Annotated in this window: 20 protein-coding genes; 5 read left to right on the forward strand and 15 right to left on the reverse strand. The window is 43.6% G+C overall.

All coding sequences use genetic code 11. The features are described 5' to 3' along the window. Window positions 1-44: 44 nt before the first annotated feature. On the reverse strand, window positions 45-1,826 hold the full coding sequence (gene rnjA / locus PS3_RS06785; RefSeq protein ID WP_007122460.1) for a ribonuclease J1: 1,782 nt from the start codon (window positions 1,824-1,826) through the stop codon (window positions 45-47). Window positions 1,827-2,071: 245 nt separating this feature from the next. Here rnjA and PS3_RS06790 point away from each other — a divergent pair, with 245 nt between their 5' ends. The 4 genes from PS3_RS06790 to PS3_RS06805 all read left to right on the forward strand — a co-directional run bounded on the left by PS3_RS06790 (window position 2,072) and on the right by PS3_RS06805 (window position 6,899). Then, the gene (locus PS3_RS06790; RefSeq protein ID WP_007122461.1) at window positions 2,072-3,550 is read left to right on the forward strand and encodes a DHA2 family efflux MFS transporter permease subunit; all 1,479 of its coding nucleotides are present in this window, start codon (window positions 2,072-2,074) and stop codon (window positions 3,548-3,550) included. Continuing rightward, window positions 3,550-4,074, forward strand: coding sequence for a DUF4811 domain-containing protein (locus PS3_RS09925; protein WP_007122462.1), 525 nt, complete (start codon window positions 3,550-3,552; stop codon window positions 4,072-4,074). Before PS3_RS06790 ends, PS3_RS09925 begins: the two co-directional genes overlap by 1 nt. A 125-nt stretch (window positions 4,075-4,199) precedes the next feature. After that, window positions 4,200-5,618, forward strand: a complete 1,419-nt coding sequence (locus tag PS3_RS06800) for a glycoside hydrolase family 32 protein (RefSeq protein WP_007122463.1) — start codon at window positions 4,200-4,202, stop codon at window positions 5,616-5,618. 12 nt (window positions 5,619-5,630) lie between these two features. Then, window positions 5,631-6,899 carry an oligosaccharide MFS transporter gene (locus PS3_RS06805; RefSeq protein WP_040468512.1) on the forward strand — a complete coding sequence of 423 codons (1,269 nt, stop codon included), beginning with the start codon at window positions 5,631-5,633 and terminating at the stop codon, window positions 6,897-6,899. Between the two features lie 207 nt (window positions 6,900-7,106). On the opposite strand, the gene PS3_RS06810 is transcribed toward PS3_RS06805, so the two are convergent. The 12 genes from PS3_RS06810 to PS3_RS06865 all read right to left on the reverse strand — a co-directional run bounded on the left by PS3_RS06810 (window position 7,107) and on the right by PS3_RS06865 (window position 18,336). Beyond that, window positions 7,107-7,985: an RluA family pseudouridine synthase gene (locus tag PS3_RS06810; RefSeq protein ID WP_007122464.1), complete on the reverse strand. Its 879-nt coding sequence runs from the start codon at window positions 7,983-7,985 to the stop codon at window positions 7,107-7,109. A gap of 97 nt (window positions 7,986-8,082) precedes the next feature. After that, complete coding sequence (locus PS3_RS06815) at window positions 8,083-8,667, reverse strand: DJ-1 family glyoxalase III (RefSeq protein WP_007122465.1); 585 nt, start codon at window positions 8,665-8,667, stop codon at window positions 8,083-8,085. 9 nt (window positions 8,668-8,676) lie between these two features. Next, on the reverse strand, window positions 8,677-9,606 hold the full coding sequence (locus PS3_RS06820) for an alpha/beta hydrolase (RefSeq protein ID WP_007122466.1): 930 nt from the start codon (window positions 9,604-9,606) through the stop codon (window positions 8,677-8,679). An 82-nt stretch (window positions 9,607-9,688) separates the two neighbouring features. After that, a complete protein-coding gene (locus PS3_RS06825; RefSeq protein ID WP_007122467.1) occupies window positions 9,689-11,026 on the reverse strand; it encodes a threonine/serine exporter family protein in 1,338 nt (445 codons plus the stop codon). 16 nt (window positions 11,027-11,042) lie between these two features. Next, window positions 11,043-11,927 carry a LysR family transcriptional regulator gene (locus PS3_RS06830; protein ID WP_007122468.1) on the reverse strand — a complete coding sequence of 295 codons (885 nt, stop codon included), beginning with the start codon at window positions 11,925-11,927 and terminating at the stop codon, window positions 11,043-11,045. A gap of 64 nt (window positions 11,928-11,991) precedes the next feature. Next, window positions 11,992-12,780 carry an alpha/beta fold hydrolase gene (locus PS3_RS06835; protein ID WP_007122469.1) on the reverse strand — a complete coding sequence of 263 codons (789 nt, stop codon included), beginning with the start codon at window positions 12,778-12,780 and terminating at the stop codon, window positions 11,992-11,994. After that, window positions 12,777-13,319: a citrate lyase holo-[acyl-carrier protein] synthase gene (gene citX, locus PS3_RS06840; protein WP_007122470.1), complete on the reverse strand. Its 543-nt coding sequence runs from the start codon at window positions 13,317-13,319 to the stop codon at window positions 12,777-12,779. The genes PS3_RS06835 and citX overlap by 4 nt, the downstream gene beginning before the upstream one ends. A gap of 84 nt (window positions 13,320-13,403) precedes the next feature. Next, on the reverse strand, window positions 13,404-14,942 hold the full coding sequence (gene citF / locus PS3_RS06845) for a citrate lyase subunit alpha (protein ID WP_007122471.1): 1,539 nt from the start codon (window positions 14,940-14,942) through the stop codon (window positions 13,404-13,406). Continuing rightward, window positions 14,932-15,837: a citrate (pro-3S)-lyase subunit beta gene (gene citE, locus PS3_RS06850; protein ID WP_007122472.1), complete on the reverse strand. Its 906-nt coding sequence runs from the start codon at window positions 15,835-15,837 to the stop codon at window positions 14,932-14,934. Before citE ends, citF begins: the two co-directional genes overlap by 11 nt. A 3-nt stretch (window positions 15,838-15,840) precedes the next feature. Further along, window positions 15,841-16,131 carry a citrate lyase acyl carrier protein gene (citD, locus tag PS3_RS06855; RefSeq protein WP_040468515.1) on the reverse strand — a complete coding sequence of 97 codons (291 nt, stop codon included), beginning with the start codon at window positions 16,129-16,131 and terminating at the stop codon, window positions 15,841-15,843. A gap of 3 nt (window positions 16,132-16,134) precedes the next feature. Continuing rightward, on the reverse strand, window positions 16,135-17,172 hold the full coding sequence (gene citC, locus PS3_RS06860) for a [citrate (pro-3S)-lyase] ligase (RefSeq protein WP_040468517.1): 1,038 nt from the start codon (window positions 17,170-17,172) through the stop codon (window positions 16,135-16,137). After that, window positions 17,173-18,336: an NAD(P)-dependent malic enzyme gene (locus tag PS3_RS06865; RefSeq protein WP_007122474.1), complete on the reverse strand. Its 1,164-nt coding sequence runs from the start codon at window positions 18,334-18,336 to the stop codon at window positions 17,173-17,175. It lies immediately after the preceding gene. A gap of 143 nt (window positions 18,337-18,479) precedes the next feature. Here PS3_RS06865 and PS3_RS06870 point away from each other — a divergent pair, with 143 nt between their 5' ends. Further along, window positions 18,480-19,430 carry a sugar-binding transcriptional regulator gene (locus PS3_RS06870; protein WP_040468521.1) on the forward strand — a complete coding sequence of 317 codons (951 nt, stop codon included), beginning with the start codon at window positions 18,480-18,482 and terminating at the stop codon, window positions 19,428-19,430. A gap of 63 nt (window positions 19,431-19,493) precedes the next feature. Here PS3_RS06870 and PS3_RS06875 read toward each other — a convergent pair whose 3' ends face one another. After that, on the reverse strand, window positions 19,494-20,960 hold the full coding sequence (locus PS3_RS06875; RefSeq protein ID WP_007122476.1) for a DASS family sodium-coupled anion symporter: 1,467 nt from the start codon (window positions 20,958-20,960) through the stop codon (window positions 19,494-19,496). Window positions 20,961-20,997: 37 nt separating this feature from the next. After that, window positions 20,998-21,936: an L-lactate dehydrogenase gene (locus PS3_RS06880; RefSeq protein ID WP_007122477.1), complete on the reverse strand. Its 939-nt coding sequence runs from the start codon at window positions 21,934-21,936 to the stop codon at window positions 20,998-21,000. Window positions 21,937-21,971 lie beyond the last annotated feature (35 nt).

Below are 21,971 nucleotides of genomic sequence, written 5' to 3' on the forward strand. Positions count from 1 at the left end.
AAAAAGTGTAGAACCAGAACTTTGCTAGATAACGCTCTTTTATATTATTCAGCTGTCACCGAAGTTTCAGCTTTTGATTTATCTTCCTGTTTTTTCGAATGGCCTTTTTTGTGGTGTTTACTCTTCCCACTATCACCATTAATGATTGTGACCATTGGAATAATAACAGGATGCCGTCCCGTCCGGTCATACAAAAGTTTTTGTAGCCGACTGACGATTGTCCGGTTTAAGATCCGCCGATCAATATTTTTATGATTCTTAAAGGTGTTTAGAATTGCCCAGAAGACTTCATGATTAGCTGCTCGAATCAAGTCTTGTGACTCATGCATGTAAACAAAGCCACGCGATACAATATCGGGGCCTGCCACAATTTGGAAGTCTTTGAGATCAACTACCGCAATAGCGGTCACAACCCCTTCTTCCGATAGCATCCGTCGTTCCCGAATTTCTGGATCCCCAACGGAATCGTTAACGTCACGACCATCAATATAGACATTGCCCATCGATTCAATATGATCAGCAATCCGCGCCGAGTCATTTGTTAAAGCTAAAACATCCCCATTTTCTAAAATAAAGGTATTTTGCTTTGGTACCCCCGTTAATTGGGCTAACTCAGTATGAATCTTTTGCATTCGGTATTCACCGTGGACAGGAGCGAAGTATTTCGGTTTCATCAAGCGTAACATAATCTCTTCGTCCACTTGACCACCATGTCCTGACGTATGGATGTTGTTCACATAGCCGTGAACAACATTGGCGCCGGCTTCTTCCAAACGGTTAATTAAATTGTTCACACTCGTGGTATTCCCTGGAATTGGGCTACTGGAGAAGACTACGGTATCACCTGGTTGAATCGCAATTTGTCGATGCGTGCCATTGGCAATCCGACTTAAGGCCGCCATTGGTTCCCCTTGCGATCCCGTACACATTATCATCACCTGTTCCGGTGGATATGAATTTAGCTCTGAGGGATCGATTAAGGCATCATCAGGAATCTTTAGATATCCTAATTCCCGACCGGCCACGATGGCATTTTCCATACTACGACCAACGACAGCGATCTTCCGTCCTTGTCGAATGGCTTCATCACTAGCTTCCCGAAGTCGATAAACGTTAGAAGCAAAGGAAGCAAAAATGATCCGCCCCTTAATCCGTTGAAAGACTTTCCGCACGTGAATGTCAACCCACCGTTCGGACTTGGTAAATTCTGGTCGTTCGGCGTTGGTACTATCAGAAGTCAGCAGCAGCACCCCTTCTTCACCTAACTTAGCCATTTGTTGCATATTCGGAGCCGGCAAATTTCCGACCGGTGTTAAGTCAAACTTGAAGTCCCCCGTTTGAACAATCGTCCCTTGAGGAGTATGAACAGCAATCCCCAAGGTATCAGGAATTGAGTGGGTGGTCCGAAAGAAACTAACCCAAAGTTTTTTAAAGTGAACTTCGGAAAATTCATCAACTTCATGAAATTCTGTTTCACGGAGTAAATGCTTTTCTTCCAGCTTCCCTTTAATTAACGAAATGGCAAAAGGACCTGAGTATATCGGTGCCTTCACCTTTTGCAAGAAGAAGGGCAAGCCCCCAATATGATCTTCATGACCGTGAGTAATAAAAATCCCTTTAATCTTGTCCTTATTTTCAACTAGGTAGTCATAGTTTTGAATAACATAGTCGACCCCTAGTAAATCATCTTCAGGGAACAAAACCCCACAGTCAATGATGACGATCTCATCTTGGAACTGAACCGCATACATGTTCTTCCCAATTTCGCCTAATCCACCAACTGCAAAGAAGGCAACTTCATTATTATTAATTTTTAGTTTACGCATAATAACCTTTCTTTCCTTTAAGTATTCAGTTTTCATCAATTACATGATCGCAAAGTGGAATGTAATCATTATTTATTCGTACAGACTAAACTATGTTTAATCTTATCATAAAGGCTCTGGAATGAGTAGTTTTATGAACACAATTTTCTGATTTAATTCGATCCAAATGCTTTACTATCAATGAACAAAAGGACTAGAATAGAAAGGTTAAATTTCAATCAACTTTTTAGAAAGAAGGCGTTTAAATGCAGACAGATATTAACGGTCATTCCTACAATCGGACCCTTCTCGTCATCGTTTTGACGATTGGGACCTTTTGTAATTTTCTTACGGGGACCTTTTTAGCAACTGCTTACCCTGCGATCATGCGTACTTTTGATATTTCGACTTCAACAGTACAATGGTTAACCACCAGTTTCATGCTGGTCAACGGGATTATGATCCCCGTTTCGGCTTGGTTAATCAACAAGTTAAATTCTCGCGTGATGTACATTGTGGCGGAATCATGTTTCCTCTTGGGAACCATCACCGCATTTGTATCACCTAATTTCCAAACCCTATTATTAGGTCGGATCATTCAATCAATTGGGGTCGGGGTTTCTATGCCCTTGCAACAAACCATCATGCTTTCGATTTTCCCGCCTAACAAACGGGGAGCTGCCATGGGAATCGTCGGGATGGCAACGGGACTAGCACCAGCTATCGGGCCAACCTTATCAGGGCTGGTGGTTGATAACTTAAGTTGGCGGGATTTGTTTGGTTTTATGATTATTCCCGTCATTATCGTCATCGCCCTCGCCTTCTTTTTAATGCGGCCAGTCCTTAAAACTCACCAACAACCATTGGATGTTTGGTCAGTAATCACCTCAACGGTCGGCTTTGGTGCTCTCCTTTACGGGGTTTCGGATGCCTCAAGCCGGGGTTGGACTGATTCTTTAGTGCTTAGTTTTATTATCGTCGGGCTGATTTTTATTGTCCTCTTTGTCAGAAGACAGTTCAAGCTTGAGGATCCTTTCCTGAAGATCTCAGTTTTTAAATACCCCGAATTTGCGTTAGCTTCTGTCATCTCTAGTGTCGCTAACCTCGCCATGATCGGGGTAGAAATGTTATTACCTTTATATATCCAAAATGTTCGCGGGGAAACCGCCTTTCATTCTGGTTTAATGCTGTTACCGGGAGCCCTAATGATGGGAATCATGTCCCCAGTAACGGGACGGTTATTTGATCGTTTTGGGGCACGGTATTTGGCTCTAACCGGCTTAACCCTTTTGTTAGTAGGAACAATTCCTTTCCTGACCTTAACCAATAAGACGCCGGTTATCTCCATTATTATTTTTTATGCCATTCGGATGTTCGGAGTCACGATGGTCTTTATGCCCGTCACGACCTCGGGGATGAACGTCTTGCCACTAACCGACATGTCGCATGGGACCGCGGTCAATAACACCTTCCGGCAGGCCCTGAGTTCGATTGGGACCGCGATCATGACGACAGTTTTAACGAACATTACCAACCTCACCAAGCCGGCCCATAGTGTTTTAGTGAATACGCCATTACTTTATCGGCACCAGTATATTAACGCAACCATTAATGGGTTCCATGCTGCTTTTGCCACTGCGACCCTATTTGCCCTGGTCGCTGCCGTCATGGCCTGTTTCTTGAAATCAGGTAACCGGACTCGCGATCTCAACCTTGATCAAATTAAACCGGAGGTGCACGATTAATGATTATTATTTTTACCATTATTTGGGCGCTGGGCTTTTATTGGTTCACCGCAGTTAAGCAAACCATGCGCCACCATATCGCTTATGGAATGATTTGTTTAATCTTTTTGATCGCCAATGTGACCGCCTTCGTATTACATGATAACTATCATTTGGGCATGACCACTCAGTCCAGTGTCAGCACCCAACAGTTATCCTCCCTAAGTCCGCGTGCCAAGTTACTCGCCTACCGTTCTTTAGGGAATGGGAGGGAAAAAATCTACGTTTATAAGACGACGACCAAAACTAAAATTCAACACACTAAGGCTGATACTAACGTCACCACAAAGGTTTCGATCACTTCGACCAAGCCGCAAGTCAAAGTCACGACGATCAAGTATCGTTATGCAAACAAACTTAGTCAATGGATGTTTGGCATTCTGGGTACTGATAACGAGACCAAATCCATTAACTATCACTTCTATGTCAACACTGACTGGTTAGTGCTTAGCACCGATCAATTACAACAAATGACACAACAATAAGTCATCATCTTAGGTCCTAGTTCGAAAGAGCTGGGACTTTTTTTACGGCTAATATACATTGACAAGTTTAAATTGCTTTCTATAATCCAAATTGTAAACGTTTACAAAACGAAAGGAGGCATCTTATGTCACTTGTAAAAGCTAAAGAACCGATCACTGTCACCAATGCTCGTTATCGTCAACACTACCATTTGCAAACTCCTGGTGGCTGGCTTAACGACCCTAATGGACTCTGTTACTTCCAAGGTTATTATCATGTCTTCTATCAATATCATCCCTATTCCGCCGAATGGGGACCGATGCATTGGGGACATGCCCGGAGTCAAGATTTACTGCATTGGGAAGATTTACCAATGGCCCTGACCCCCGGTGATCCTGAAGACACCGGCGGTTGCTTTTCCGGTTCGGCCATCGTTAAAGATAATCGCCTCTATCTAATTTACACTGGTCACCATTATTACGATGATGGCGATCAAGATCACTTCTGGGAAAACCAAAATGTCGCTTATAGCGATGATGGGATTCACTTTACTAAATATGCGGGAAATCCGGTCATTGAGGCCCCTGATGATAATGGTCAAGATTTTCGCGATCCTAAGGTTTGGGCTCATGATGGCCAATATTATTTAATTGTTGGTAGTCAAGCTCAACCAAGTCGAACTGGCCGCGTGCTTTTATATCAATCCGCAGACCTATTTAACTGGCAATTACTAGGACCAATTACCATCGCTCAGTCGATCGATTCAGAAGGCTTTATGTGGGAATGCCCTGATCTATTCCACCTGAATGGCCAAGATACCCTAGTCTTTTCACCGATGGGGATTGCTGCTCAGGGTCATGATTTCTTAAATCTCAATCAGGTTGCTTCTGTAATGGGTAACTTAGATTATTCCCATCATGCGCTTAATCGCGGTTCGCTTTATGAAATTGATCATGGTCATAATTTTTATGCGCCCCAATCCTTTTTAGCTCCCGATGGTCGCCAAATGATGTATGGATGGATGAGTTCTTTTGACGATCCATATCCAGAACAAGCCGATGGTTGGTGTGGCTGTCTGACCGTTCCCCGTGAATACGTGATTAAAAACCATCACTTAGGAATGATCCCCGTAGCCGAACTAGCGCAATTGCGTCAACAGACCATCGTCTCTGAAACAATCCAACTAAATCATCCGGTAACCATTGCTTATAACGATGCCCAACATGCTGAATTAGACCTAACTTTAGAGCATCCTCAAAATTACCAATGGCGCTTTCGGAATCAAGATCAGGTCATCATGTCTTTAACTTTTGATCCTGAGCAAAATGAATTCAATTTAGATCGACCTCATCACGGTGGAAAACGTTATGTCACCATCACTCCACAACCAACTCATCATCTTCAGATCATCATTGATACTAGTTCCGTAGAAATCTTTATTAATGATGGCGAAGCTTGTTTTACTGAACGCTATTATATCGACGAAGCGCCTAGTGTTATTTTATCCGCCCGAGAGCCAACCAAGGCTCAACTGGCTGCTTATCAACTCGGCATTCCCGACTAGAGGTATCCGATTATGAAACATTCACAAAGTGTCTTTAAGAATCCTTTTTATATTCAAGCATCGCTTAGCCTACTTTTCTTCTTCACCGCTTGGGGAATCTGGTGGTCGTTCTTCCAAATTTGGTTGACGACTAGATTGGGTTTCTCTGGGGCTCAAGTGGGGACAATTTATACTTTTGATTCAGCCATTACTCTGGTTTTAATGTTTATCTATGGCTCCATCCAAGATAAATTAGGCCTGAAGCGCAAATTATTAATTGTTATCACTATTTTAGAAATGCTGTTAGGACCTTTCTTCACCTGGATCTATGCCCCCATGCTGAAAAGCAACTTCATATTAGGGGCAATCGCAGGATCCTTTTATTTATCTTTAGCCTTTCTAGCCGCCTCACCAACTTTTGAAGCATTAGCCGAACGGATGAGTCGGCGCTATGGATTCGAATATGGTCAGGCTCGATCATGGGGATCCTTTGGTTACGCCGTCGCTGCTTTATGCGCGGGTTACCTGTTCACCATTAGTCCCTATATTGTTTTCTGGTTGTCTAGCGTCGTGAGTTGCTTAACTTTGCTCTTGTTAACCTTAGGACGAACGAAAAATCCAACTATCATTAATCAATATGAAGATAAAGCCGAAGAAGTTAAAGAAGCAGACAAACCAACTTTTAAAGAAATTCTTCACGTCTTTAAATTGGCTGATCTTTGGAAATTGGTAATTCTGATTATCTTAAGTGGATCCTTTTATACTGTTTTTGATCAACAAATGTTTCCCGAATTTTTCACCCAATTCTTCAAGACCCAAGCTGTTGGCGACACTGCTTATGGAATTTTAAATTCCATTGAAGTTTTCTTAGAGGCCATTATGATGGCTTGGGTACCTTGGTTGATGAAAAAGATCGGTGTCCGGCGCACCGTTTTAATCGGTATCACCGTCATGTTTATCCGAATTGGTGCGTGTGGACTAGTCACGAATCCGCTGGGCATCTCCTGCATCAAGCTCCTGCACGCGCCGGAAACCGCGATTTTTGCCTTAGCTATCTTTCGTTACATTACCTTGCACTTTGACACACGTCTTTCGGCCACCATGTATATGGTTGTCAGCCAAATCGCTGGTCAGGTGGGGCAAATCATTTTTTCAACCCCCTTGGGTTCACTCCACGATGAAATAGGCTACCGGTCGACTTTCCTAGTGATTTCCGTAATTGTCTTTTTAGCCTTAATCTTCGCTTTATTCATTTTGAAGGGTGATCATCAAGACGTTAACGGTCAACCCATGGATGCTTAATAAATTAACTTAGATTAAAAAGAGGGTGAGAAGAAATGCTAATTAACATTTCTTCTCACCCTTATTGCTTTTGATCACACTAATAATTACGTTCAAAAAGCGCGCCCCACGAGTCTAACTACGAACTCACGTCGGTCCGTTTCATACCAACATTCGTTCTAGGTTAGCCCTATGGGACGCCTGATTGCTTTTTTCCCAGCTTCTTGTTTAATCCGACCAGATCTGATTAAAGCGCTCGTCCATTGGCAATTCGAACGACCGTTGCTCTTCGCTAAAGGGATCGACAAAGGCCAAACGAAAGGCCTGTAGTAATTGATGATCGACGATTGAACAATCACCACCATATAAAGCATCCCCAACAATCGGATACCCAATCGAATTCAAATGAACCCGGATCTGGTGGGTCCGACCACTATGTAGTTGCAATCTAACTAATGAATAGTCACCTTTAGTCTCTTCAACCCAATATTCCGTTTCAGCCTTTTGCCCATCGGGGTCAACCACTCGTTGGGCTTGTCCAGCAACCCGCGCGATCGGACTGGTGATCAATTGATGGGGCTCCGGTAATCTCCCCTGCACCACCGCCAAATACTCTTTTAACATTTGATGAGTCTGGACTTGCGGTGAGATCATACTAGTGGCTACATTATGTTTGGCGATCAACATTAACCCACTCGTATATCGATCCAGGCGGGTCACTAGATGGGGGCGTTGATCAGGCGACTGCCCCTGCCTTAAATAACCAGTTACTCGATTTAAGATGGTGTCAGTTGGTTGTGTCGGTCCAGGCACTGATGAGACACCCGCCGGTTTATTAACAACTAACCAGTTATCGTCCTCATACACTACTGATAAGTCAGCTGCGCTAACTTGCACCGTCGGATCAATCGGTTCTGGTTGAACTTTAATGGTTAGGGGTTGATTAGGTAAAATTTTGGTTGTTGGGCGCACTGATCGATGATCAACTAAAAATTCCCCTTGACCATTCTTAATATCATTAAATAAGCGATGGCCCATTCCCAAGGAATGCAAATACTGCTTGATTTTAATTGGTTCCGTGCCCCGATAAACCCAGGTATTTTCCATTATGTTCGACTCCTTACTAACAAGAGGCTGGTGAAAACTCTTCACCAGCCTCTTTGGCTAATTTAAGGTTATCTAAAATCTAACTTAAAGACAACCATTACTTTTGCTGAAATTCAGCTTGTAAATAATCATACAGCATCGCATGTTGCAACTCTTGAGTATCAACCCCAAGTTGTTCTGCTATTTCATAGGCAAAGGCCATTGCCGTAGCTGGTCCCCGACTAGTGATTAAATGCCGTTGATCGTCGACGACCGTTATATCTTCGTGGAAACGAGCACTCGGTTCCTCTGACAAGATCACTTGATCAAAACCAGGAAAACAAGTGAAATCAGCATCTTTAAATAATCCATAGCGTGCAAAGGCAATTGGCGCCGCACACATAGCTGCATTCCATTTTCCATCATTTTGCCGTTGCACCATGATAGATTTTAACGCTTCATGATCACGGAGTCTTTCTGCACCTCCGCGACCACCAGGAAAGGCGACTACATCCGCTGTCAACAAGTCATCAGAAACTACCGCATCACAAGTTAAGGCAATTTGGTGCGCCCCCATGACCTGACGATCAGTTAAACCGACCATCTTTGTCGGAATTTCTAATCGCCGTAGAACATCTACGACCGTTAAACCTTCGACTTCTTCACAACCATCCGCAAAAATTACGGCTACTTCTTTTGCCATCAGATCCTCCTATCCGATAAAGTCTGCAATTTCTTTAATCACATGTTGACCTTCTGGGGTCGGGTAAATCGGGTAATCATGAAACATCTGTTGCCCAATCTGCAAATCTACTGAAACATGTTGTTGACGTAATTTTTCTGCAAATCGCAAGCAATCTGGATACATAATCTCCTTATTACCAACAAAAATTTGAACTGGAACCTCCGGCGTCCAATCAGCTTCGACTGGACTTAAGCGGGGATCATTTTGCTCCCACTCGCCTTGCCAGCGTTGACCGATGCGTTGTAGACCGGCAACCGATAAGTAAACATCCGATTTTTCATAATCAGAAATTGCTGAGTTGGCTAAACTCAAATCTAGCCAAGGTGAGATCAAGACCAATTGATCCGGTAACAATAAATTTTGATCAATTAAGGTACTCACGAACCCAGCTGCAAGACCACCACCAGCTGAATCGCCCAGCATCATGGTAGGGACATGCCGATCAAGATCTAATAAATGCTCATAAAATTTTCTGACCCAAGGATAGGCTACTGGCGCCCCACCTTGAGCAATGGTGGGGACAATTGGCGCATAGATTTGGGCCTTGGTCACCTGGGCAAGTTGATCTAAAAAGTTCCAATGATCCTTAGTCGGTCGTTCCGCATACTCACCACCGCAAAAGTAAACTAGCCGTTTTGCGGGTCGTAATTGTTGATTTAGAACAATATAGGAAAGGCCCTCAAAAGCCTTAATTTCATAATTAACATGAAAATGGGTTCCCTTCGGAAAGGCAAATGGTTTCTTGACCTTAGTGGCTTGTTGGTTAAGATACACGGCGAATTTTGAGGGATCTTCGAACTGACGCTTAATTCCCGACAATTGAATTCCTAATTCTACCATGTTGGCCTTGGGTGAACGGTGTCGTGGCTTGGTTAACACTTGTTTTTTTAGTTTCATCGACCAACATCCTTCTTTCATGCAAGTATTTATTCTTATTTAATCCTAACACAATCTTGCTTGCATAAAATTTAAGCTTTCCTTAATTAGTGTGGCGCCATTTGGGATCCGTCAGTACCCGCGCCGCCGTTAAGCCCAGCGGTAAAAAGACCATCACTTGAATTGCCTTCATCATCCATTCCGCACTGGTGCCGACATTCATCATGCCAAAATTATAAACCGCTCGGTATAGATATAATCCCGGTACCATAATAACAATTGACGGGATTGTAATTGAAATCCGGGGATAACCGACCCGCCGCCGAATAATTGATGCAAGTAACCCCGCCATTAACGCGCCTAAAAAGGCCGCTGCTCCCGCCAGAATTTGATGGTCAACAAGGGTTAAGCGCAAAGTATTCGCAATGGCCCCGATCAAGCCTGCTACACTGGCCATCCGCACCGAACTATTGAACATAATAGAAAAGCCAAACACCCCAAAGAAACTACAAATCAACCGCAAGATCATTAAGAGAGCTGGTGACATCGTGATGGCGATAAAATTTTCGGGTTTTAAGCCAACGATAACAGCCATTAGCCACCCTACTAAGGTCCCCACCAAGATAATCAAAATGGCATAGGATAAGCGCTCCAATCCAGAGCGCATATCTAATTTCGACATATCCAAGCCACTAGTAATAAATGGAAATCCTGGAATAATGAATAGCATGGCCCCAATATAGCCAGCCTCATGGCGGCCACTAACTTGAAAGAGAGCGTGTATCAAATAAAAGGCTCCGGCATAACACAGACAAGCCACCGCCACTGCAATTGAAACGCAAACTAAGAGCATCATCTTCCGTGCAATCAATTGTCGTCGGACAAAATTACCAATGCCGGCCCCAATAAAAGAGCACAACATTTCAATCGGTCCCCCGCCTAACAAAAATACGAAGGCGGCACAGGCCAAACCAGCCGCCAATCCCTGATGAATGGCGGTATAAGAGCTTTTTTCCTTTTCAATTTGTGAGAGACGATCATGAATCTCGGGCACAGTCCATTGGCGATTAGATAATTCAATTTCTTTTACTAAACCTTCTAACCGATTTAACCTCGTCATATTCACGCCTGACGATGGTAAGGATAAAACTTGTGTATAACTGTGAGCCCCTTCCACACAAGTGTATTCAATCGTCATTAAACCAATATCGGCCGTACAGGTTAAGCCTAAGGAACGCGCGACAATATTCATGGCGTCCCGGACCCGCCATGATCCGGTCCCACAGGCTAAGATCATTAACCCAATGCGGCCTACCGTCACGGTCCGCTCAATTAATGCGGCCTTTTTGGCCGGAACATCATCATTACTTTGTACGAACTGTTCCCATGGCATCTCCATATGTTGGCGATATTCTTCGGTTTGATTTTCTGTTGCAGTCATGCCCGTCGTTTCCCCCTTAACTAAAATCAATGGATTTAAAATCTTCAACAATTCCCTGTTCTTCCGGACTCATCACATAACTTTGGCGAATCACTAACGAAATATAAAATTTGATTGGGACTTCATCTGTCAGTTCAATCACCTTAATCCCTGGTTCATTTCGGACCGCTTGTTCAACCATTAAACTGATTCCGTAATTTTGCCGCACCAGTTCTTTGACCCAGGAAATATCAGGAATGCGATAGACCGCAATCGATGGCTTTACCCCCGTATAGTCACAATAAGTCTGAAAAGCCAGCTGATGAATATATTGTTGATCAAAATTAATAAACCGTTCCTGACCTAACTGGGCAAAGGAAAGCTGGTCGTATTGGGCTAGGGGATGATGTTCACTAACAATTAATTTAAAGGGTAAGGCGGCTAAAGGATTAGCTGTAATTTGTGAAACGTGTAAGGGCTCCGTAGAAGCAATCAAGGCTAAATCTAAATGACCTTTGGTGACTTCAGTTAATAATTCGTGCGATCCCATTGAGATAATTTTTAACCGCTTTAGTAATTGCGGCTGTAATTTCTCAACCACTTGCGAAATTACCATTTTTCCAATAATCGGTGGAACCCCAATTTGAATTTGCCGGTGCTTAGACCGTTCAATTTCTTGATGGGTCGTCGATAATTGGCCCAGCATCACCTTCGCATTTTCGTACAACAAAATCCCACTCCGAGTGATCATATCATCACGATGATTCCGTTCAGAATTAACTAATTTGGTTTGGAATTCTTTTTCCAGGCGTTGGACGGCTTGGGTAATCGTTGGTTGGGAGACCTTAAAAGCCTTTGCAACTTGGGTATAATTTCTTAATTCAACTAATTCAATGAAATATTTTAAATCCCGACTATTCATCTGCCATCCCTCCTTACTTAGGGCTTAATATCTTCGTTATTATAAAGCTAATCAAGCCTCCATTTCAATCTAAGCTTTGCAGGAAATTCGAAATAACTTCATTAAAGATTGCTGGCTGCTCAGCCATCGGACAATGACCACTTTGTCTAACTATCACATGTTGCAAGCTTGCATTTTTCGTTTTTAATGTTTCCGCAAAATCCCCGTTAAAATAAGGACTGTATTGACCAGTAACTAAAAGGGTTGGGGTGGTGGTCGTCACCAATCCGACTCGCCAATCCTGGCGAGCATGATCATAGAGTAAAGACAGATGCTCACGCCGATCAAAGGGAAATTGATCCTTGGCGATTGCTAATTGATTTAAGACCTTTGAGTCCAGTCCCTGATAGGTTTCGGAAATGTTTCCCCTTGTTTGCAGTAACAGACGGTAATTGGCTCGGGTGGCGCCACAATATCCATATGACCAAGTCGGACTACTAATCATCTTCGGTGATTGATCAATCGCAATCACCCCGCGTAGATCAATCTCGGGATAAAGCTGCATTAGACCGTAAATGATACTAGCCCCCATTGAATGCCCCATCAAAATTGGCCGATCTAACTGGTAAGCTTGTAAAAGTTCTGCTAAATCATCAATGAGCGTTCTAATCTTGGTTAAGTGCGGATCCCGACTGGAAGCCCCATGGTCCCGAAGATCATAGCTAATCCCCATTAAGGATAATCGGTCAATCAATGGCCATTGATCCGTCCAGATCTGTTGATAACCCCCAAACCCATGAATCATGACTAGTGGGATGCCATTCCCTGATCGGCGAACATTCAACTGCTTACCATCACGTAATTTAATTGTCACTGGAGGGCTCCTTCAATTAATTCAGCCACTTTCTGTTGAAGTTCAGCTACCGTATGACGACGTGACCGGCCACAATCTTTAGCTAAGCGACCACAAATCAAACAGGTTCGCGCTGGTAAATTTAAATCTGCTCGTGAGATTGACCGCGGCTGTGCCCCGTCTTGATATATAACGTCCATATCTAAGAGCCGGTGGTCCGCTGAACTCTCTTCAAACTGCCTTGTTAATTTTTTGACAGACCTAGGGTCCGCTTGTAATTGATAAAAACTTTCGGGACCCGTCACGGATTCCAAATCCATTAAGGATAATTTATAAGGCCAACCTTGCGCTTTTAAACCCGTCTCAAATTGACGATTAACTTCTTCAAAATATTGACGAATAGTTGGCCCGTTTTTGACAGGGCCCGGAATATTTAATTTAATTGCAATGACAGTAGGATATTCGTCCGTTAAAAGGCTGGCTTGCAATTTAACTCGTCGGTCTCGATTAGCCAAAACCTGCTCAATGGTGACCGCTGGTGATTGGTTAAAAATTTCCATGACAATTCCTCTTTTTAAATAATGCCTATATCATACAACAAAAAGCCCCTAAGCATTCACCTGGAATGTTTAGGGACTTAATAGTTAATCCTTAATCTGCTTGATTTCATCAATTAAAGTACCATCACGGTATTCAACTAATGCTACTGTCCGATCAGTATATTCAACTGGTTTGGGTTGACCAACAATTTTAGCGGCCCGCGCCTGTAATTCTTCAATGGATACCAATGGAATTGATGGATGAGCCTTGAAAGCTTCAATCAGATCTTGACGAGCAGGGTTAACAGCAACCCCAACTTCAGTCACCACTACATCAATTGACGATCCTGGCGTCGTCACGGAATTAACCGCTGGAACAATCGTAGCGATCCGCCCCCGGGTTAACGGGGCCGAAATAATGGTCATCTTGGCCGTCCCCGCATCTTGGTGACCACCAACAGCACCTCGGATTTCGCCATTCGATCCAGTTAACACGTTGACATTAAAGTCGGTATCAATTTCTAAGGCCGATAAGATCGCAATATCTAATTGATCAACCATTGCGCCTTTATTATCTGGATCAGCATACCAGGAACCGTCAATTTCGGTTTGACCAGGATTCTTCTTCATACTTGCAGCGGCCCCTTTATCAAAGTCTTGAACGTCCATGACTTTCTTGACAAGACCTTCTTCCAGTAATTCCACGATTGGCGAGGTCGTCCCCCCACAAGTAAAGGAAGCGGTAATGTGATGGTCTAACATTGATTGCCGTAAGAAACGGGCAACCGCTAAGGATGCGCCACCAGTCCCCGTTTGGAAAGAAAAGTCTTGCTTAAAGTATGGTGAATTAACAATGACATCATTGACCATCTTAGCAATTTTCAATTCTTTCGGGTTCTTAGTAAAGCGAGTTGCCCCACTCCCAATTCGGTCGGGATCCCCAACTTTGTCGACCTTCACGACGTAATCAACTTGGGTTTGTTGAATCGAAGCCGGGGTGTTCGGGTAATCGGCAATGGTGTCAGTTAAAAGGACAACTTTATCAGCGTACTTCGCATCAACTAAGGCATAACCTAATGAACCAAGGGTGGATTCACCTTCCATCCCATTGGCATTCCCCATCCGGTCAGCGTTCGGTACCCCTAAGAAAGCCACATCAATCTTAATGTTACCATTTTCAATTGACCGGGCCCGATTACCATGGGAACGGAAGATCACAGGATTCTTCATTAAGCCATGGGAGATCGCTTCGCCAAGGCTTCCCCGCATTCCCGAACTAGTAATATTAGTGACTGTTCCGGCCTTAATTGCTTCGATCACCTTATCATTCATCACTCCTGTTAATGAGGACGGAGCTAGCGTCAAGTTTTGATAGCCTAATTTGATAATTTGATCCATAACCATGTTAAAGACATAATCTCCATTCCGGAAATGGTGGTGGAAGGAAATCGTCATGCCATCTTTGAGCGTATCTTTAATCACTTGCGTTAATGAATCAACTAGCTTGTCATCACCTTTAGTGACCCGAACTTGGTGATCAGTGTAGGTAACCACTGGGTGACCGATTTCAGTCGTTTCAAATGGTTGGTAATCAGTTTGTGCTAAAACTTCATCCGAAATTTCGCGTCCGACCTTATTCTTCAATGTATTCACCTTCCTCATTAATCAAATGTGATGCTTTAGCCAATCGAATAACCCGTTGTGCCCGTAAGACAACCGGACGATCGACCATCTGACCATTCATTGAGATTACTCCTGAACCCTTTTGGTTTGCCTCTTCAATAGCCGCTTCCACATCCAGCGCATTTTCAATTTCCTTACGGGTTGGTTCATAAATTTTGTTGACCCAGTCAATTTGACGTGGATTAACCAGTGACTTCCCATCGAAACCAAGTTGATGAATATGTTCTGTTTCGCGTTGGAAGCCTTCGACATCATTCATGTTAGTAAAGACCGTATCAAAGGCGGCAATTCCAGCTGCCCGCGCCGCATGCAAAATCATATTCCGGGCAAACTCCAATTCCGCGCCATCCGGATAACGGTGGGTCTTCATATCGGTCGTGTAATCTTCAGCCGAGAGTGCTAACCCAATCATCCGGTCCGTACTTTCAGCAATTTCTAAGGACTTTAAAACTCCCCGGGCGCTTTCGATCGCAGCCATAACATGGGTACTACCTGGTTCACGACCGAATTTGGCTTCCGCTTCTTCAACTACCTTGACCAGGTCTAACATCATTTGAGCAGATTCAACCTTTGGTAAACGAACTACCTCAATCCCTGCTTTTACCATCGCAAAGACATCGTTGCGAAAGTATGGAGTATCAATGCCATTGACCCGGACCACTAATTCAGCATCCCCGTAATCTTGGGTTTGCAAAGCTTCATAAACCAACATCCGTGCGGCATCCTTTTCGGCCATGGAAACCGAATCTTCCAAGTCAAACATGATCGAATCAGCGCCGTAAATCCCGGCATCTTTTACCATCCCGGCGTTATTACCAGGCACGAACATCATTGTCCGTCGTAATCGTTCTTCCATCTTTTAAAGCACCTCCCAGTTTGGTTGATCAACAGTATCCAAAGAACGTTGGATAACAGCCATCATCCGCGCCTTAATGACACAATCTAGTGCCCCTTTATCAACAACCTTAACTTGCGCATCGGTGATATCGTATGTGGCTAAGGTATCTTTCACCACTTGCTTGATTTGATCACCGTATAGATCTGCCACAGAAGAATCCAGATCAATCGTAATTCCTTGACCTTGACTTAAAGTAATCTGGACATCTGATGATTCTAATGTCCCTGCTAGAGCAGTTTGTTTAATCTCCATCTTTTACTTCCTTCCTATCTTCAACATCCGTTCTTGTAATGTCGCTAAGTGTTCCTTGATATAGTTATAACTACTGGTCGGCAATAATGCCTGTAAGCTTTGTTGATCACCAGTTGCAATGGCTTGTCGGACTCGTGTGGCCGAAATCGGCTGACCAGTTTGGTCAAGCTTTCGTGCCATTTCGACGACTTCAACCTCTGGTGGTAACAACTGCTTCATGACTTTATTATAGCTATTCGTGGTTTTTGATAATGGTTCCGTACCCACATACCTGCGCTTAATCTGCAAGGCAGGGACAAATTGATTTTTAAATAAAGTAATATCTAAAGCCGCTTGATAAGTACCTAAATCCTGATCGTCCTTCAAGAAGTATGCAGGAAAAGTCGCTGCACTAATCAGATAATCACCGCTTGCCACCGGTTTAACATTAGTTAAATCGGCTACCCCTTCTTTAACCAACTGCCACCGTTCCTGAAAGGTAAACAGAGAGCGCTCCGCCTGGACAATAAAAAGATATACCAAATCATTTTCGCGACTCGCCGCCTCAACTAAAGCACGATGACCTAAGGTGAAGGGGTTAGCATTCATGACGATCGCGGCTACTTGCTGATGCGCTTTGGGCTTGGGAATTGCCTGGATAAAGCTGTTAATATCGGGAGTCCCTGTTTCAAGAATCACGCCATCATTAGTCGCTGCTAGCGTATGAAAGCCAACATATTCAAAGCTTGCTTGATACTGGGGCTTAGTAAAGACAAATAAATGATACTGACCATTCGTAGCAGCCGCTTGCATCAACTGACTAATGACTTGGTTAAAAAGCGCGCCCTCCGCAGCATATCGCCGGTCAACTGCTATATACTTCAACACCTTACCGGCTAGTGACCCAGTTGCCGCAATCTCTTGACCTTCGATCCAAACAAAGGTCTGCTCAATTTGATCAACTTCACTGGGTTCGAAATGTTGAATCCCATTTACTTCCAGAAAATGACGCCATTTCTGATAATGACGTTTTATCTTTAGATTTAGCGTCTGGATTTCCAATCAATCACCCTTTCTATGTTGGTCCTTGGCAAAATCAATGACGGATTGGGCCACCGTTGCCACCACCCCATCATCAAACACCCCTGGAATAATCTTAGTGGGCTCAGGTTGTGAAATCATTTGTGCTAAGGCTTGGGCAATTTGGGCTTCCAATTCCCATGTTACTTGTTTCAAGTCGGTTTGTAACAAGCCCTTATATAAGCCCGGGAAGGCCAAGATATTATTAACTTGATTGGGGTACTGACTTGATCCCGTCGCAATAATCGTCGCCCCACCATCTTTGGCCACTGCTGGATCAATTTCTGGTTTTGGATTGGCTAAAGCAAAAATGATCGGATCTTTCGCCATCGTCCGAACGTCCGTAGCCGTCAAAACATCCGCGGTAGATAACCCAATAAAAACATCTTGACCTACCATGGCGCTTGATAAATTATCAAAATGCTCTTGTACCAAGCTTTCTTGCGCTACTTCACGTTGATACTGATTATATTCGGGACTATCTGGATGGACTTGCCCATCAATATCAAAGAGGGTAAGCTGCTTGATTCCCATTTTAATTAATAACCGGGCCGTTGCAACCCCCGAAGCCCCAAGACCATTCAAGACCACCTTTAAATCAGTTAAGGGCTTTTGCACGACTTTTGCCGCATTAATTAGGCCGGCTAAAACCACAATCGCCGTTCCTTCTTGATCATCATGATAAACCGGAATATCAACCGCTTGCCTTAATTGTTCTTCAATTTCAAAACAGCGGGGGGCTTCAATATCTTCTAAATGAAAACCGGCAAAGGATTTGGAAATGTTTTTTAAAGTTTGGACAAAGTCTGCTACCGGCACCTGATCTAAGGTGAGAGGAATCGCATCAACACCCGCTAAATACTTATATAGAAGTGCTTTTCCTTCGACAATCGGCAAGCCACCGGCCGGACCGATGTTCCCTAACCCTAAGACCGCTGAACCATCAGTAACCATCGCTACTAATTTCCCACTTAAGGTATATTTATCCTTTAATTCGGGATACCGTTCAATTAGTTTCGAAATCACCGCCACACCTGGTGTATAGGCTTTGCCAAGTTCTTCTCGATTATGCACGGCCATCTGCGGAGCCATATTTAAGACCCCATGATGTCGAGCATGGAGCGAAAGAATTTCTTCATCAGTCATTTTACTGCCCCCTTTTTCATTGATCATCATACCACTTATTTTAACTTTTTCAAATTACGATTGATATTTTTAAAAATTTAAAAAGAATCTCCATATTTTAATCATGATATAATAATATAAATGCAATCAGGGGGGGCTTGACGATGGATATTGATCACAACCTATTACTCGGAAAATTAGCTGAAGATTACTACCTTAGCAAGATGTCAATTAACGACATTTCGAAAAAATATAATCTCAGTCGTTACCTCATCATGAAATACCTGGATGAGGCCATTAATAAACAGATTGTTACCATCAATATTCATTCCGGCTTAGATCGAAATCCAGAATTGGAGCGCCGGTTGCACCAAGAGTTCGCAATTAAGAATCTATATGTAATTAAGGAAACCGATAATACCATCACGCAAGAAAAGATTATTTCCTCTTTTGCCGCCACTCAGGTCCAGGCCGCCATTAAACCCGGCACGACCGTCGGGATCGCCTGGGGAGAAACGGTGGCGGATGTTATTACGGAGTTTAAACAATCCGTCCAACCTGAAATTACCTTTACCCAATTTACCGGAGAGAACATGAAATATCGCTCCCAAGCTGGCTCAATGCGGATGGTGCAAAATGCGGCGGCTAAGTATAATGCGCCCTACTATATTATCCCGGCTCCTTTATATATTGTGAGCGATCAGGTTCGTCGCCAACTAGTGCATGAACCAGCGATGGAACGGGTTTTCAATGTAGCTAACCAAATGGATCTCGTAGTCTGTGGCTTGGGAACTCTTGCTTCCATTGATTCGATTCAACCCTGGCGTGATCACAAAGCCCAAATTTTTCCTCAAGTCGACCTTGATCAAATTGCCGGTATGGCCTATGGACGCCCCTTTGACCTAAATGGTAATTTTTTAAACTTAGGACATGACACGACTTTTTCCATTCCACTAGAAACGATCCGGCAGGTACCGCGACGGTTTGGCATTATCAAACGCAAATCAAAATACCAAGCCGCCCTTGGTGCTTTACGTGGCAAGCTATTCACCGATTTGGTAATCACTGAATCAATTGCCTTGTTAATCTGTCACGAATTAGAAACAAGTGATTAAAAATAGAGGGTAGTAAGAAACTCATTTATGGTTCCTTACTACCCTCATTGTTATTCCAACATGTTACCAGAGGCCAATTACTTTACCCCATAGTGGAACGGTTACTCCAAAGATTACTAAGTAAACCAGTCCTAAAACAAAGTTGTATTTCCACCATTCACTCTGGCTTACGTAGCCCGTCGAAGCCAAAATTGACGCAGGCCCGTTTGCATAGTGCGTGGTAGAGGCCATAATCGTTGTCGTCAAAGCAAGCATCATTGCTGAAAGTGCTAATGGTGCTCCCGCTGCAACAGAAACCGTCAAGAATGGTAAGTAAAGAGCCGTCACATGGGCGGTCCCACTAGCAAAGAAGTAATGACTGTAGAACATTACCAGCACTAGTACCGCCAAGACTACGCCCCAGCTAATGCCGTGTAAACCACTTTGAACCGTCTTCGCAAACCAGCCAATGAAACCATAGTCCGTTAACTTGCTTGCCATGAAGACCAGGATGGAAAGCCAGATTAAGATATTCCAGGCACCCTTTTCTTTTAAGAGGTCATCTACTTTCAGCACTCCAGTGATGAGTAAAATCACCACAGCTAGGAAGGCAACATAGGCCGCTTCAAATTGTTGAATATCAAAGAATCCTGCTAAGACCCACATTAAGATTGCCATTACAAAGACGGCCGTCATAATCTTTTCGGGCACGGACATCTTCCCCATTTCGGCTAATTTACCTTCTGACCATGCTTTGGCATTTGGCGTTTCTTTAATTTCCGGTGGGAACATCTTATAGATCAGCCATGGAATGATAATCGCACAAATTACAACTGGGACAATAGCGGTCGTAAACCAGCCAATCCAAGTCATTTGGTAATGAGCTTTTGCGGCCATCGCTTGTGCCACAATATTAGGCGCAGCCCCCGTAACAAATAAAGCCGTGGAGATAATGTTGGCGTGGAAAGCCATAAAATCTAGAAAGGCCCCGATTTTCTTCCGTAACTTTTCATCTGGTTTGGAATCATAGGTTTCCGAAATGGATTCCACAATCGGCCAAACCACCCCACCTGACCGAGCACTATTGGAAGGAATTAAGCCCCCCATAATTAGTTCTAGGCCGGTAATGGCATAAGCGATCCCAATGGAACGTTTCCCGAATAACTTAATCATATTGTAAGCAATCCGATTACCTAATCCCGTCTTGGTGATCCCCGCTGCCATGATAAAGGCCATCGCAATCAACCAGGAAGCCGAGTTACTAAAGGCCGATAAGATTCCGCTATTTGTAACGACTCCGCTCGCTGATTTAATCGATTCAACCGGTGCTAAACCAAGCAAAACAGTTACCACCAACCCTAACAAGGTGGTCCCGGAAATTGGTAAGGGCTTGGTAATACAACCAATGATCGTTGCCACAAAGACCGTAAACATTTGCCATGCGATTGCTGATAAACCATCGGGGCGAATTGGCGTCATGCACCACATGATCACCCCAACCACTAAAGGCCAAATAAAGCCTTTATAATTAACCTTCTCTAAGGTTTTCATTATTTCCTCCTTGATGAATTTGGTTATTCATCTCTTGCTATTCATCCATTGATGAAACCCCATCAATGACTGCTTGCATTTGTTCTGCTGAACGCTTCATTTTTTCGTGTTCTTCAGGCGATAAGTGGGTTTGAATGACTTGCGCAATGCCGCTGGAATTAATTACTGCTGGAGTCCCCAGATAGAGATCCTTAATCCCATATTGGCCATTCAAAGGCGCTGAAATCACCATCATCTTGTAATTGTTTTCGAGAATGGCACGACAGATAGTGGATAGCCCATAAGCCACGCCATAGAAAGTTGCACCTTTAGTGCCAATAATCTTACCACCGCGTTGACGAACTTCAGTTTCAATTTGATTTTTCACTTCCGGAGTCAAATCAACCTGGTCTTTTAATGGCCGTCCGTTGACCTTGGCCTCATCAAAATTCACGAACGAAGTATCGCCATGTTCACCTAAGACTAGGGCATCAATTTCACTCGGCTTAAAGCCAAAATGATCACCGAGAATGACGTTTAAGCGGGCTTTATCTAAGAAAGTCCCCGTTCCAATGACCCGTTCGCGTGGGAAGCCAGAGATCTTTTGCGTTAATGTCGTCAAAATATCAACCGGATTAGCGGAAACGACGAAAATTCCTTTAAAGCCACTTTCCACAATTGGTTCCACGATCGAGCGTAAGATCTTGACATTCTTATTAACGAGATCAATCCGGGTTTCTCCAGGGCGGCGCGGAACTCCAGCGGTAATGACTACAATTGCCGCATCCGCCGCATCTTGATAATCACCAGTGTGAATATCAATATCTGCGGTCAAAGGGGTTACATCCTGCAGATCCATTGCATCGCCTTGCGAACGTTCCTTATTCAAATCAACGATCACTAATTCTTCTACCGTTTTAACGCTTTGGATTAAGGAATAGGCAAAGGTTGAACCTACTGCACCATCACCGACTAAAACTACCTTCCGATTCTTCAATTTTTGCTACCTTCATTCTGTAAATTTGTTTCAAC

Origin of the sequence: Limosilactobacillus gastricus PS3 (genome assembly GCF_000247775.1) — a bacterium.
Lineage (GTDB): Bacteria > Bacillota > Bacilli > Lactobacillales > Lactobacillaceae > Limosilactobacillus > Limosilactobacillus gastricus_A.